Genomic DNA, 14,225 nt, shown 5'->3' on the forward strand with positions numbered 1-14,225 from the left:
GCCTTCCATGGCATTGACCACAGCCCAGACCGGCCTGAGCCGGGCCCGCCGGGGCGTTGCCCCCGGCGGGCCCGGCAAGCCCGCAAACCGCAAGAGCAAGCTCAGCTCGCAGACCCGCAAGACCTTCTTCTGGCTCCTGCTGCCCTCCGTCATCCTGCTCGTCCTGATCCACGGCTACCCGCTCGTATACGCCGGGGTGCAGGCCACACATGACGGGTCCCTGATCGAGACCGGCGAATTCGTCGGCCTGGAAAACTTCGCCAACGTCCTGGCCTCCGACGCCTTCTGGAAGGCCGCCCGCTTCACGCTCCTGTTCACGATCGTGGGAGTCTTCGGCTCCTGGCTCCTCGGGCTGGGCCTGGCCCTGCTGCTGCGCACCAAGATCCCGGCCGGCGGACTCTTCAAGATTCTCCTGCTCCTGCCGTGGGTGGTCCCGATCGTGGTGTCCTCCACCGCCTGGAACTGGCTGGTGGGCACCCCGGACAGCCTCGTCCCGAGCATTTTCCGGAACCTCGGACTGGGAACCCCGCTGTTCCTGGCGGACCCGACCCTCGCGGCCATCACCGTGATGGTGTTCAAGGTCTGGATCAGCTTCCCGTTCATGATGATGATGACCTCGGCGGCCCTGGCGTCCGTGGACACCACTGTCTACGAGGCCGCCAGCATGGACGGCGCCAGCCGCTGGCAGCAGTTCAGCCAGATCACGCTGCCCCTGATCGCCCGGTCCACGTACATCAGCTGGATCCTCATGACGATCTTCTGCGTGAACGACTTCCCCACCATCTACCTGCTCACCGGCGGCGGCCCCGTCGACGCCACCACGTCCCTCGTGGTGCTGGCCTACCGGACCGTGTTCCAGGACTTCCAGACCGGCCCCGGCGTCGCGATCGCCTTCCTAATGACAATTACCCTCGTGGTGGTCTCGGTCATCCTGTACCGCCAGATCCGAAAGTCGAGCGTCGAATAATGAGCGCAGTAGTCCACGCCCACCCCCAGTCCGGCCCTGTCCTCGGCGTCGCCGATACCGGCAAGCCCAACCGCTCCCTGTCCGACGCCGGCCTGCGCGGCCGCTGGTGGCGCTTCGCCCTGATCCTGGCCATCACCGCCGTCGTGCTCGTCCCCATCATGGTCACCGTCGTACTCGCCTTCACCCCCGGACCCACCAGCACAGCCACGGGCTTCACGCTGGAGAACTTCAGCTCTGTGTTCTCCGAGACGCTCGCCTCGACCTGGCTGCAGAACAGCCTCATCACCACGCTCAGCACGGTGGTGGTCGCCGTGGCCGTCGCCGCCCCGGCAGGCTACGTCCTCTCCCGCGGCCGGTCCAAGGCAGTCTCCGGCTACTCGCTGCTCCTGTTCGTCATGCAGTCGCTGCCCATCATCACCTCGGTGGTGCCGCTGTTCATCCTGTTCGCCGGCATGGGCCTTGTGGACAACCTGATGGGCCTGACCATCATCTACGTCGGCTCGACCATGACCGTGGCCACCTGGATGATGGCCGCCTACTTCGATTCCATCCCCATCAGCCTGGAAGAAGCCTCCTGGATCGACGGCTGCTCGGTCTTCGGCAGCTTCACGAAGGTGGTGCTGCGGAACTCGCTCCCGGGCGTTCTCTCCACAGCGATCTTCGCCTTCCTGCTGGCCTGGAACGACTACCTGGTTGCCATCGTGTTCCTGCGCTCCACAGAAATCTTCACCCTGCCCATGGGCGTGCAGTCCTTCTTCCAGCAGAATCAAACTGACTGGACATCCGTCATGGCCCTGGCTGTGATCATGATGCTCCCGCCCATCATCGTCTTCGCCGCCCTGAACAAGTACTTCAGCGTCGGCGGCATCGGCGGATCCCTCGCCGGCCGCTAGGCACCGAACCCCGACCCCGACGCCGGCCGGCTAACCGCCGGGCCGCCCACCTCCTTGAGAACCACCGACTCCCCGCAAAGGAACGCAATGTCCTACTCAATCCAGCTGTACACCCTCCGCAACGCCCTCCAGGAAGACCTGCCCGGCACCATCAGACGAGTCGCCGAACTCGGCTTCACCCAGGTGGAGCCCTACAACTTCGTCGCCACGGCCGCCGAGCTCGGCGCCGCCCTGAAGGAAAACGGCCTGACCGCCCCGTCCGGCCACGCCCCGCTGCTGAGCCAGGACCAGGACGAAATCTTCGCCGCGGCCAAGGAACTCGGCATCACCACGGTGATCGACCCCTACCTCCCGGCCGAGCACTGGCAGTCCGCCGAGGACATCCAGGCCACCGCCGCGAAGCTCAACGCCGCCGCCAGGAAGGGCGCCGGGTACGGCATCCGCGTCGGCTACCACAACCACGCCTGGGAGCTGGAGTCCAGCATCGAGGGCCAGACCGCCCTGGAGTACTTCGAAGGACTCCTCGACCCGGAACTTGTCCTGGAAGTCGACACCTACTGGGCCGCCGTCGGCGGCCAGGACCCGGTGCAGCTGCTGCAGCGCCTCGGCGACAGGGTCAGGTTCATCCACATCAAGGACGGCCCGGTCTCCACGGACACCAAGGCGCAGCAGCCGGCCGGGCAGGGCAAGATCGCGGTGTGGGACGTCATCGCCGCGGCGCAGTCCCTCGAAGTCGGCGTCGTGGAATTCGACGACTACTCCGGCGACATCTTCGAGGGCATCGCCCAGTCCCTGGGCTACCTGCAGAGCGGTTCCGCCAGCGCGCAGGGCGTGAACGCATGAGCGCCGCAGCGAACCGTGGACCGGCAGCCCGTGTGACCGGCCGCGGCCCGGTGGGCGTCGCCGTCATCGGCGCCGGCAACATCAGCAAGCAGTACCTGGACAACCTGACCGTCTTCCCCGACCTCAAGGTCCACGTGATCGCCGATCTCTTCGAAGAGGCGGCCGAGGCGCGGGCCAAGGAATACGGCATCCCGGAGTGGGGCGGGGTGGACGCGGCCCTGAACCACCCCGACGTCGAAATCATCGTCAACCTGACCATCCCGGCCGCGCACGTGGAAGTGGCCACGGCCGCCGTCAACGCCGGCAAACACGTCTGGACGGAAAAGCCGTTCTCGCTGGACCGCGAATCGGGCCTGGGCCTGCTGAAAACGGCCGCCGCCGCCGGGCTGCGGCTCGGCTGCGCTCCGGACACGTTCCTGGGCGCCGGGCTGCAGACCGCCCGGCGGCTGATCGAACGCGGCGACATCGGCACCCCGCTGACGGCCATGACCACGTTCCAGACGCCCGGGCCGGAATCCTGGCACCCCAACCCCGCGTTCCTCTTCCAGCACGGCGCCGGGCCCCTGTTCGACATGGGCCCGTACTACCTCACGGCCCTGGTGCAGACGTTCGGCTCCGTGCGCCGCGTGGCCGCGACAGGGTCCAAGGCCAAGGCGGTCCGGGTCATCGGTTCCGGGCCCAAGGCCGGCGAGGAATTCACGGTCGAGGTCCCCACCCACGTCTCCGCCATGGCCCAGTTCGAGTCTGGCGCGTCCTCCCACAGCGTGTTCAGCTTCGAGTCCCCGCGGCTACGGATGGGCTTCGTGGAGATCACCGGGACCGAGGCCACCATCTCGCTGCCGGATCCGAACTACTTCGACGGCGACATCAGGCTCTGGCGCGCCGGGGACGAGGAATGGACCGTCATCCCGGCCACCGGCCCCAGCCAAGGCCGCGGCATGGGCGTGCTGGACATGGCCCGCTCCATCCGCGCCGGCGTCCCGCACCGCGCCACCGGCAACCTCGCCTACCACGTCCTGGACACCATGGTCTCGATCTCCGAGTCGGTCGATTCCGGCACGTTCATCGATGTGGAAAGCTCCGCCCCCACCTCCGCAGCCCTCCCCGAGGACTGGGACCCCACCGCTTCCACACTCTAGGAACCAGCAATGAACTCCCAAGAAACCAGCCCCGGCCCTCCCCCTTTGGGTGTGGCCATGATCGGGTACGCGTTCATGGGCAAGGCCCACTCCAACGCCTGGCGGAATGTTGCCAGCTACTTCGATGTCCCGGCCTTCGAACGGCGCGTCCTGGTCGGCCGCGATCCCGAGGGGGTCGCCGAGGCGGCCGCAAAGTACGGCTGGGCCGAGTCCGCCACGGACTGGCGTGCAGTGATCGCCCGCGATGACATCCACATCGTCGACATCTGCGCGCCGGGGTTCATGCACGCGGAAATCGCCATCGCCGCGCTCGAGGCCGGCAAGCACGTCCTGGTCGAGAAGCCGCTGGCCAACACCCTGGCCGAGGCGGAGGCCATGGCGGAGGCAGCCCGTGTTGCACGGGAGCGCGGGGCGCAGTCCATGATCGGCTTCAACTACCGGCGGGTCCCTGCCCTGGCGCTGGCCCGTGAGCTGATCACGGAGGGCCGGCTCGGCACCGTCCGGCACGTCCGCGCGGCCTACCTGCAGGACTGGCTCGTGGACCCGGACTCGCCCATGACCTGGCGGCTGAACAAGAAAACCGCCGGCTCCGGGGCCCTCGGGGACATCGCCTCCCACGCGATCGACCAGGTGCTGTTCCTCCTGGGCGAGCAGGTCACCGAGGTCTCCGGCCGGCTGCACACCTTCACCCCGCAGCGTCCCGGCGCTGCCGGGCTGGAGGACGTGACGGTCGACGACGCCGCCTGGGCAACGCTGACCCTCGCCTCCGGGGCCATCGCCTCCGTCGAGGTCTCCCGGGTTGCCACCGGGCGGAAGAACTCGCTCACGCTGGAGATCTACGGCGACAAGGGAGCCCTGCTGTTCGACCTGGAGGACCTGAACGAGCTCGGCTTCCTCGACGCCACACTGCCGGTCCGCGAACAGGGCTTCCGCCGGATCCTGGTCAACGAACCCGGGCACCCCTACCTGGAAGCATGGTGGCCGCAGGGCCACGTGCTCGGCTGGGAGCACACGTTCACGCACGAGATCAGCGACTTCCTCGTCGCGGTCGGCAACGGAACCCAGCCTTCGCCGTCGTTCGAGGACGGCCTGAACGTCCAGCGGATCCTCGCCGCCGTGGAAGAGAGCGCCGCGGCCAAGAGTTCGCTCATCCAGCTCACCCCGTCCGCACCAACAACCCAAACAGCTACCGAAAGGGCCTGACATGCCCCGCCCCTACACCCTGTTCACCGGCCAGTGGGCCGACCTGCCCTTCGAGGAAGTCGCCCGCCTGGCCTCCGGCTGGGGCTACGACGGCCTGGAAATCGCCGTCTCCGGCGACCACCTGGACGCCTGGCGCTGGGACGAACCCGGCTACGTCGACTCCAAGCTCGCCGTGCTGGACAAGTACAACCTCAAGGTCTGGGCCATCTCCAACCACCTCAAGGGCCAGGCGGTGTGCGATGACCCAATCGACTTCCGGCACGAGGCCATCGTCGGGGCCAGGGTGTGGGGCGACGGCGAGCCCGAAGGCGTCCGGGCACGCGCCGCGGAGGAAATGAAGCACACGGCCCGGCTCGCCAAGGCCCTCGGCGTAGACACCGTGGTCGGGTTCACCGGCTCCTCGATCTGGCAGTATGTCGCGATGTTCCCGCCCGTGCCGGAGAAGGTCATCGAGGCCGGCTACCAGGACTTCGCGGACCGCTGGAACCCCATCCTGGATGTCTTCGACGAATGCGGGGTCCGCTTCGCGCACGAGGTCCACCCCTCCGAGATCGCCTACGACTACTGGACCACCGTCCGCACCCTCGAGGCGATCGGGCACCGCGAGGCATTCGGGCTGAACTGGGACCCGTCCCACTTCATGTGGCAGGGCATCGACCCGGTCTCCTTCATCTGGGACTTCAAGGACCGGATCTACCACGTGGACTGCAAGGACACCAAGCTCCGCCCCACCGGCCGGAACACCGTCATGGGCTCGCACCTGCCCTGGGGCGACCCGCGCCGCGGCTGGGACTTCGTCTCCGCCGGCCGCGGCGACGTGCCCTGGGAATCGTCCTTCCGCGCCCTGACCGCAATCGGCTACGACGGCCCCATCAGCATCGAGTGGGAGGACGCGGGCATGGACCGTCTCCACGGCGCCCCCGAAGCCCTCGCAGCGCTGAAGAGGTTCGACTTCCCGGCCTCGAACACCTCCTTCGACGCCGCCTTCAAGCAGTAAGCGGGGCGCCGCAAGTCAGGATTCGCTATGCTTCGGGACAGTCGCGGCGACACCGGTCCGGCGCACCCCGGATCCACGCCGCGCCGGACCGATTGCGTGGCCCTGGTCTGATGTCGTAGCGAAAACTCAACCGTCCACAAAGTTGTCATCGTCAGGAGCTTCGAGTGCCGGACATCCCGGAAAACACCATCGCCCCGCGGGAACTGCGGCCCGGCCAGCGCTGCGAGGTCTGGCTAGCGTCCGTCACAGGCGAATCCGAACTTGTCTACAGCACCGACGAGCTCCTCCTCGAAGCGCCCAACTGGACCCTTGACGGCTCGGCCCTCCTCCTCAACGGGGACGGGAAGCTTTGGCGGTTTGAGTTCACCGACCGGACCATCAGCCATGTCCCGCTGACCGGCATCCCCGACCTCAACAACGACCATGTCCTGGCGCCCGACGGCACCGGCATCTTCCTCTCGGCGAACGACGGCCACGTCTACCGGGCAGCATTGAGTGGAGGTCCGGCGGAGCGGATCACCGACGACGACGGCTCCTTCCACTTCCTGCACGGCGTCAGCCCGGATGGGTTCCAGCTGGCATACGTTGGCATTGAGGCCGGCGACTTTACGCAGCCGGGCCGCCTCAGGACCATACCGTCCGACGGCGGCGCTACCGCCGGCGTCGATGTCGGCCCCGGCCATTGCGACGGACCGGAATACTCGCCCGACGGAAAGTATCTCTACCTGAACACGGAGTCCTTCAGTTCTCTCCGCGGCCACGCGCAGCTTGCCCGCGTGCAGGTTGACGGAAGCGGTTTCGAGCGCCTCCTTGAGAGCGAAACCGTCGACTGGTTCCCCCATCTCTCTCCCGACGGGCGGCTGGCCAGCTACATCCGCTTCCCCGCCGGCACGGAGGGCCACCCCGCGGACCTGCCGGTCGACGTCGTGCTGGTCTCCACCGTCGACTGGGCCGCACCCCTGCACGTGTGGCCCCTCTTCGATGGCCAGGGGACGCTCAACGTCAACAGCTGGTCGCCCGATTCCGCTCGCTTCGCCTACGTCGCCTACCCACTCGCCGACACCGACACACCAAAGGACTAAACACGTGACTTCTCAGCCCACCGGCACCTCTGACGGCCGCATCCGATGGGGAATCCTCGGCACCGGTTTCATCGCAGGGCTGCAAACGCAGGACCTGATCGAGAACGGCTTCACTGTCCAGGCCGTCGGCTCCCGGACGCTGAATTCGAGCAAGGCGTTCGCTGATGAGCACGGTGTGGCAACCGCGCACGGCAGCTATGAGGACTTGGTGGCCGACCCGCTGGTTGACGTGGTCTACATCGCCACGCCGCATCCGTTCCACCACGCCAATGCCTTGTTGGCGTTGAATGCCGGCAAGCATGTGCTGGTGGAGAAGTCGTTCACCATGAACGCCCGCGAAGCCCAGGACATTGTTGACGTCGCGGAAGCCAAAGGCCTCGTGGCGCTGGAAGCCATGTGGTCGCGATTCCTCCCGCACATGGTCCGCATCCGCGCAATCATCGAGGAAGGCACCATCGGCGAGGTCCGGAAGGTGGTCGCCGGCCACAACCAGAGCCTGCCCAAGGACCCTGCCCACCGGCTAAACGATCCTGCACTGGGCGGCGGAGCGCTGCTGGACCTCGGCATCTACCCGGTCTCCTTTGCTTTCGACATCCTCGGCACCCCGGAGACCATCCGCGCCAGTGCGTCCATGACCGCCACCGGGGTAGACCGGCAGACTGCGGCCATCTTTGAATATGCTGGCGGTCAGCAGGCCATAGTGGACTGCGAGCTGGACGCCGCCAGCGCCAACCGGGCCATGGTCATCGGGACCGAAGGGTGGATCGATATCGAATCCACTTGGTACAACCCCACGCCCTTCACCGTCCATGCAGTGGATGGCAGCGTTGTTGAACGCTATGAGCAGCCTGTCACCAGCCGCGGTATGCAGTACCAGGCCGCCGAACTGGAACGACTGGTGAGGGAGGGCGGAACCGCCGGCACCATCCTTCCGCCCCGCGAGTCAGTGGCCGTCATGGCAGCAATGGACGAAATCCGCCGCCAGATCGGCCTCAGCTACGACGCCGACTCCACACCGGCTAAGGGCGTGGGGACGGGCTAGGGTTTTAGCCATGACGCACCAGATCCGGACAGCCACCGCGGACGACGCCGGGAGGCTGGCTGCGCTCGCGGCCGTCACCTTCCCGCTGGCGTGCCCGCCGGAGTCCCGGCCGGAGGACATCGCGGCCCACCTGGCCAGCACCCTGAGCGAGGCCAATTTCCGGGCCTATCTGGCCGATCCCGAGGTAACCGTGCTGGTGATCGACGCCGACGGCGAGCTCCGCGGCTACAGCCTGCTGGTGGCCCGCCCCGCCCAGGACCCGGAGGTGGCCGCTGTCCTGAGCGAACTGCCGTGCACCGAGCTCAGCAAGTGCTACGTCCACCCGGCGCACCACGGGCTCGGCGCCTCGGCCGAACTGATGCACGCCAGCATCGGCTCGGCAGCGGCGGCCGGCGCCCGCGGGATCTGGCTCGGCGTGAACAGCCAAAACGCCCGTGCCATCCGGTTCTACGAGAAGTCCGGTTTCCGCAAGGTCGGCACCAAGTCCTTCCGGCTGGGCGGCACCGTGGAACACGACTTCGTGATGGAGCGCCCGGTCACACCGTGACGAAGCCGACAGACCGCCGGGGAATGGACCCGGCGGCGGCACGGTTGTGGCGGGCATGAAGATTGAGATCTGGTCCGACGTCGCCTGCCCCTGGTGCTACATCGGCAAACGCCGATTCGAAACCGCCCTCGCGGCCTTCCCGCACCGCGATTCCGTGGAGGTGCAGTGGCGCAGCTACCAGCTGGACCCCACGCTCCCGGAGCACTACGACGGCACCGAACTGGACTACCTCAGCACCCGCAAGGGCATGGCTCCGGCGCAGGTATCGCAGATGTTCGAGCACGTCGCGGCCCAGGCCAGGGGCGAGGGGCTGAACTACCGGTTCGACGCCGTCGTGGTGGCCAACAGCTTCACGGCCCACCGGCTGATCCACCTCGCCGCCGCCCACGGCCAGCAGGACGCCGCGAAGGAACGCCTGCTCAGCGACCACTTCGAGCACGGCCAAGACATCGGCAGCCAGGACTACCTGACCGCCCTGGGCCTGGACCTCGGACTCGACGCCGGCGACCTGGCGGAACTGTTCAGCACCGACGCCTACGCCGACGACGTCCGCCACGACATCGCCGAGGCCCGCGCCCTGGGCATCAGCGGCGTCCCGTTTTTCGTGATTGACCGGAAGTTCGGGCTCTCCGGCGCCCAGCCCGCGGAGACCTTCAGCGCGGCCCTCGAGCAGGCGTGGCAGGACAGCCACCCGCTGGTCATGGTGAGCGCCGCCGCGGGTGCCGCCGGCGGGACGGATAGTGTCGCCGGAACGGATAGTGCCGCGGGCGCCTGCGGCCCGGACGGCTGCCCCGTCTGAGCCCGGCCTCGTCGAAGTCGCGGGAAACTCCCGGAGTCGCCGGAAATTTCCGGCGACTCGGGGCGTTCCCGGCGAACTCCCGGCACTGGCGGCATCCTGCGGCTTCGGACGGCCCGGCCTAGAGTGAATCATGAACACTTCGGCCGGACCGGACTGGCCCCGGACCTCCCTGTTTACGGACCACTATGAGCTGACGATGTTCCAGGCGGCGCTGCACTCGGGTGCGGCACACCGCCGGTCCGTCTTCCAGGCCTTCGCCCGGGGGCTGCCGGGCGGGCGGCGGTACGGGATCGTGGCCGGCACCGGACGGCTCCTGGAGGGGATCGCGGGCTTCCGTTTCGAGGCGGACGACCTCGATTTTCTGGCCGGGGCCGGGGTGGTCCATGAGGACACGCTGGAGCACCTGGCCGACTTCCGGTTCTCCGGCGACATCTGGGGCTATCCGGAAGGGGAAGCCTATTTCCCGCACTCCCCCGTCCTGATCGTGGAATCGACGTTCGCCGAGGCCTGCGTCCTGGAGACCTATGTCCTGTCGGTGCTGAACCATGACAGCGCCATCGCCTCGGCCGCTTCCCGGATGATCAGTGCCGCCGGCGGCAGGCCCTGCATTGAGATGGGCTCCCGCCGCACGCATGAGGAAGCGGCCGCCGCGGCGGCCCGCGCGGCCGTGATCGCCGGCTTTTCCGGCACGTCCAACCTGGCCGCCGGGCGGCGCTACGGCCTGCGGACCATCGGCACCGCGGCCCACTCCTTTACGCTGGTCCACGATTCCGAGCGCGAGGCCTTCGCGGCGCAGCTGGCCTCCCTCGGGCCCGGCACCACGCTGCTCGTGGACACGTACGACGTCGACACGGCGGTCCGCACCGCCGTCGACCTCGCCGGAGACAAACTCGGCGCCATCCGGCTGGACTCCGGAGACCTCGTGGCCCAGGCGCGGTGGGTCCGCGAACTCCTGGACAGCCTCGGCAACGTACACACCAGGATCGTGGTGACCTCGGACCTGGACGAATTCTCCGTCGCCGCGCTCCGCTCTGCCCCGGCCGACTCCTATGGCATCGGCACGTCGCTGGTGACCGGATCCGGGGCGCCCACGGCCGGGATGGTCTACAAGCTGGTGAGCCGGGCCGGGGACTCCGGTGAGCTGACCGCCGTGGCGAAGACCTCGAAGGACAAAATCAACGTGGGCGGGCGCAAGTTCGCCGTGCGCCGCCTCGACGACCGGGGCACCGCCACCCACGAGGTCCTCGGCGTGGGCCACCCGCCGGCCGCCGGAAGAAAGGGGCGTCCCCTCCTGCAGCAGTTCATGAAAGACGGCGAAATCCTGCCCGGCTGGACCGGCCCGGACGCGGTGGGGCGGGCGCGGGACCGGCACACGGCTTCCATGGCGGAACTGCCCCGGGTGGTGGACAGACTGCAGCCCGGCGAGCCGGCCATCCCCACCATCTACGAATAGAGCCGGCCAAAGCGACGCAAGACCCAAATCCCGTTCCGAAAGGACCGGGACCTAGTCTGTCGTCCGGTGCAGGACAAAGATGCCGCCGTAGGCGGGCTGGTCCGATCGCTGCCGATCGCTGTCGGTATATTCGCTCAGCACAGCGTGGATACGCGTGGTGAGGTCCTCAACATCTTCCTCGGAGAGGTGCAGGACGAAGCGTGAGAGGCTGGCGAGTGCATCCGGCCCTGCTTCCGTCAGCTCTTCCCGGAACGCCTCGAGCGGTGCCAGCGGACCGGCGGGACCGGCTTCACCCAATGCGGTGTCCAGCTTCCAGGACCGCCCCGTGGAACGATACGGCTTCTCCAGCGCGCCGCTCTCTCCGGTGCGGACCCCGGCGGGTTCAAGGAATCCCGTCGAGAGCAACTGCCGCACGTGATAGAGCACCGTCCCCGGATCCTGGCCCAGCCGGTCGGCGAGTTGTTTGTTGGTCAGTTCGTGAAGCCCGCACAGGCGCAGGATCCTCAGGCGCAGCGGATGGGCCAGCGCCTTGATCTCCCGGGCGCTCGCGACGGGTCTTTGCTGGTCCGCACTCGCCTGCTCTGCATCCGTCATGCCCCAATCCTACAATCGGATGTACTAGATTCAACCACCTTGAATTTTCTCAATCGCTATGGAATGGTCCACCTATGACCAATCACGCTGTGCAGGCGAAGGAACGGCATCGTGCGCCGCTGGGTGCGTCCTACTGGAAGCTGTGGGCCTCATCCGGGCTCTCCAACCTCGCCGACGGCGTCTTCAAGATCGCGCTGCCGCTGCTGGCCATTCAGTTCACCCAGTCACCCACCCTCGTTGCCGGACTGAGCGTCGCAGCGACGCTTCCCTGGCTCCTCTTCGCCCTCACTGCCGGCGCGCTGGCCGACCGGCTGGACCGGCGCAAGCTCATGTTGTGGGCCAACCTCAGCCGGGCGATGCTGCCCGCCCTGCTGGCCGCCGTCGTTGTGCTGGATTTGGGCTCCATGTGGGCTCTGTACGTTGTCGCACTGATGGTGGGTGTGGCTGAAACGCTCTACGACACCTCCGCGCAGTCGATCATGCCCCAGCTGGTGCACAGGGATCAGCTGTCGCGCGCCAACGGCCGGCTCTACGCCGTCGAGCTGACCACCAACCAGTTCATTGGTCCCCCGCTGGGCGGGCTGCTGGTGGCCGTCGGCGCCGTTGCGGGCGTTGCCGTGCCGGCGGCATTCTGGCTTGCGGCCGTCGGCGGCCTGTTCCTGGTCCCGGGGGCTTTTCGCACAGAGCGTGAGCAGAAGACGACACTGCGATTCGATATTGGCGAGGGTCTGCGGTTCCTCTGGAACCAGAAGATCCTGCGCACACTCGCTGTGATGACCGGGGTGTTCAACTTCGCATCCAGCGCGGCATTCGCGGTCTTGGTGCTGTTTGCCGTGGGGCCGGCTTCACAGATGGGGCTGTCCGAAGTGGGGTTCGGCCTGCTCTTGACCACCTCCGCGCTCGGCGCCTTCGTTGGCTCGTTCATCTCCGAGCGGGTGGAGGCCAGGCTGGGCCGGTCGAAGTCCCTGATGCTCACGATCTTCGGGGCCGCGCTGTTCGTTGGTGCGCCCGCCATGACCGACAATCCCTATGTTCTTGGCCCAATTTTCTTTGTGGGCGGCATGCTGATCGTGCTTTGGAACGTCATCACGGTATCCCTGCGCCAGCGCATTACTCCCAACCGCTTGCTGGGCCGAGTCAACAGCGCCTACCGCCTGCTGGCCTGGGGCACCATGCCCCTCGGTGCGGCAGCCGGCGGCCTACTGGCCCAATGGCTCGGCCTGCAGGTCATGTTCGGCATCATGGGAGTGCTGACCCTAGCGCTGCTGGGGATGATGCCCGTCCTGACGGACAAGGCAATTGCCGCGGCCGACGGCGAATCCTAGGTTGCTGCCTTCCGGAGAGGTCTGGGCAGGACGGTCCTGCGCCAGCAGCTTGTGCGGGCGAGTTGCGGATGGTGTTTCGAAGGGTCGTGGCGATGATGATCGACCCGGCGACGAAGGCGAGGCCGACCAGGGGGATGGTGGCGACGCCGAAGGAGTCGAGGGTGACGCCTCCGACCGTGGCGCCGGCGGCGAAGCCGGCCTGGGCGAGGAGCACCCCGATGCTGGTTGCTGTTTCGGGTGCCCGGCGGCCGGTGAGCAGGAGGGCTTGTTGGTAGACGACGACTGCGGCGGCGATTCCGAGCCCCCACAGTGCAACGGCGAGGAGAACGATGGCGAGGTTCCCGCCGCTGAGGAACAGCACGGTGAACCCGACGGCGACGGTGATGGGCGCCGCTAGGAGGGCGGCGTACACCGAACGGGAGGTGAGCCGGCCGATCAGGATCGTGCCGACGAGTCCGCTGGCCCCGATCAGGAACAGGGTGACGCTGGTGACGTACTTCGGGACGCCCAGGTCCTCGAGGTAGGCGTCGATGTAGGTCAGGACGACGAAGTGGGCGAGCATGACCAGCGCCCACCCGATCGCGACACGCATTACTCCAGGGATCCGGGCTGTCTGAATAAACGACGGGCCCTTCTGCCTGCGTTCCCGTACTGCGGGAACGGTAAAGGACATCAGCATGCCGGCGACCAGGGCCAGCGCGGCAGCAGCGACGAACGTGACCCGCCAGCCAAAGGCGTCCCCCGCCAACGACGCGAGGGGTGCCCCGAGCGCTACCCCCAGGCTGGTGGCGGCGAAGACGACGGTGATCGCTTTCCCGGCGTGCCGCGGGCCGGCGATGCGAACGGCGACTGCCGGGAAGAGGGTGCAGATCAGTGCGTAGCAGGCGCCGCCCAGGAACCGGCCCGCGTCGGCGACGGCCAGGGTCGGCGCGACGGCGACGATGAGGTTGCTGGCGACGAACGCGGCCATGACGACGTTAAGTGCGCTGCGCCGCGAGAAACGGAGGGCCAGTGCGGTCAGCGGGAGCACCAGGATCGCGTTGCCGAGCGCATAAAACGTGGTGAGTGTTCCGGCGGCCGCGGTGCTGATGTTCAAGTCGGCAGCGATGCCGCCGAGCAGCCCGGCAGGACTGAGTTCGATGGCGACAGCCAGAAACCAGGCAAATCCGAGGACGAGGATCGGCGCCCACGGGAACCGCGTGGGCGCCGCCGGTTCCGTGGGCCCCGCCGCTTCCGGGAGCGGAGCGGCGGGTTCGGTGAGGGGCGCGGCGGACTTGGTCATGGTCTTCCTGCTTCTTGGGAGGGGGCGGGACGACGGCAAGGAGGCGGACGGGGAGGGGC

At 67.7% G+C, this 14,225-nt stretch carries 14 protein-coding genes; 12 read left to right on the plus strand and 2 right to left on the minus strand.

The genetic code is table 11. From position 1 onward, the window contains the following. Positions 1-7: 7 nt before the first annotated feature. From C560_RS0118345 to C560_RS0118395, 11 genes are all read left to right on the plus strand, one after another. Entirely contained in the window at positions 8-967 is a 960-nt protein-coding gene (locus C560_RS0118345) for a carbohydrate ABC transporter permease (RefSeq protein ID WP_026539297.1), read from the plus strand. Next, positions 967-1,860 (plus strand): carbohydrate ABC transporter permease, encoded by an 894-nt coding sequence (locus C560_RS0118350; protein WP_026539298.1) that lies wholly within the window; start codon positions 967-969, stop codon positions 1,858-1,860. The genes C560_RS0118345 and C560_RS0118350 overlap by 1 nt, the downstream gene beginning before the upstream one ends. A gap of 87 nt (positions 1,861-1,947) precedes the next feature. Further along, positions 1,948-2,703 (plus strand): sugar phosphate isomerase/epimerase family protein, encoded by a 756-nt coding sequence (locus C560_RS0118355; protein ID WP_026539299.1) that lies wholly within the window; start codon positions 1,948-1,950, stop codon positions 2,701-2,703. Beyond that, positions 2,700-3,842, plus strand: coding sequence for a Gfo/Idh/MocA family protein (locus C560_RS0118360; RefSeq protein WP_043423408.1), 1,143 nt, complete (start codon positions 2,700-2,702; stop codon positions 3,840-3,842). Before C560_RS0118355 ends, C560_RS0118360 begins: the two co-directional genes overlap by 4 nt. 9 nt (positions 3,843-3,851) lie before the next feature. Further along, positions 3,852-5,045, plus strand: a complete 1,194-nt coding sequence (locus C560_RS0118365; RefSeq protein ID WP_026539301.1) for a Gfo/Idh/MocA family protein — start codon at positions 3,852-3,854, stop codon at positions 5,043-5,045. 1 nt (position 5,046) lies between these two features. Next, positions 5,047-6,042 (plus strand): sugar phosphate isomerase/epimerase family protein, encoded by a 996-nt coding sequence (locus tag C560_RS0118370; RefSeq protein WP_026539302.1) that lies wholly within the window; start codon positions 5,047-5,049, stop codon positions 6,040-6,042. A 164-nt stretch (positions 6,043-6,206) separates the two neighbouring features. Then, the gene (locus C560_RS0118375; RefSeq protein ID WP_026539303.1) at positions 6,207-7,124 is read left to right on the plus strand and encodes a TolB family protein; all 918 of its coding nucleotides are present in this window, start codon (positions 6,207-6,209) and stop codon (positions 7,122-7,124) included. 4 nt (positions 7,125-7,128) lie between these two features. Beyond that, positions 7,129-8,166: a Gfo/Idh/MocA family protein gene (locus C560_RS0118380; protein WP_026539304.1), complete on the plus strand. Its 1,038-nt coding sequence runs from the start codon at positions 7,129-7,131 to the stop codon at positions 8,164-8,166. A gap of 10 nt (positions 8,167-8,176) precedes the next feature. Beyond that, a complete protein-coding gene (locus C560_RS0118385; protein ID WP_026539305.1) occupies positions 8,177-8,713 on the plus strand; it encodes a GNAT family N-acetyltransferase in 537 nt (178 codons plus the stop codon). Between the two features lie 55 nt (positions 8,714-8,768). Further along, positions 8,769-9,512 (plus strand): DsbA family oxidoreductase, encoded by a 744-nt coding sequence (locus tag C560_RS22390; protein WP_043423409.1) that lies wholly within the window; start codon positions 8,769-8,771, stop codon positions 9,510-9,512. Between the two features lie 130 nt (positions 9,513-9,642). Continuing rightward, positions 9,643-10,965 (plus strand): nicotinate phosphoribosyltransferase, encoded by a 1,323-nt coding sequence (locus C560_RS0118395; protein ID WP_026539306.1) that lies wholly within the window; start codon positions 9,643-9,645, stop codon positions 10,963-10,965. Positions 10,966-11,016: 51 nt separating this feature from the next. Here C560_RS0118395 and C560_RS0118400 read toward each other — a convergent pair whose 3' ends face one another. Then, complete coding sequence (locus C560_RS0118400; RefSeq protein WP_026539307.1) at positions 11,017-11,559, minus strand: ArsR/SmtB family transcription factor; 543 nt, start codon at positions 11,557-11,559, stop codon at positions 11,017-11,019. 74 nt (positions 11,560-11,633) lie between these two features. Between C560_RS0118400 and C560_RS0118405 the strand changes: the two genes are divergently transcribed. Beyond that, positions 11,634-12,884 (plus strand): MFS transporter, encoded by a 1,251-nt coding sequence (locus C560_RS0118405; RefSeq protein ID WP_051533272.1) that lies wholly within the window; start codon positions 11,634-11,636, stop codon positions 12,882-12,884. Here C560_RS0118405 and C560_RS0118410 read toward each other — a convergent pair. Beyond that, positions 12,799-14,166, minus strand: a complete 1,368-nt coding sequence (locus tag C560_RS0118410) for an MFS transporter (protein WP_026539309.1) — start codon at positions 14,164-14,166, stop codon at positions 12,799-12,801. The two genes, C560_RS0118405 and C560_RS0118410, sit on opposite strands and share 86 nt — an antisense overlap. Positions 14,167-14,225 lie beyond the last annotated feature (59 nt).

The organism is Arthrobacter sp. 9MFCol3.1 (assembly GCF_000620385.1).
GTDB lineage: Bacteria > Actinomycetota > Actinomycetes > Actinomycetales > Micrococcaceae > Arthrobacter.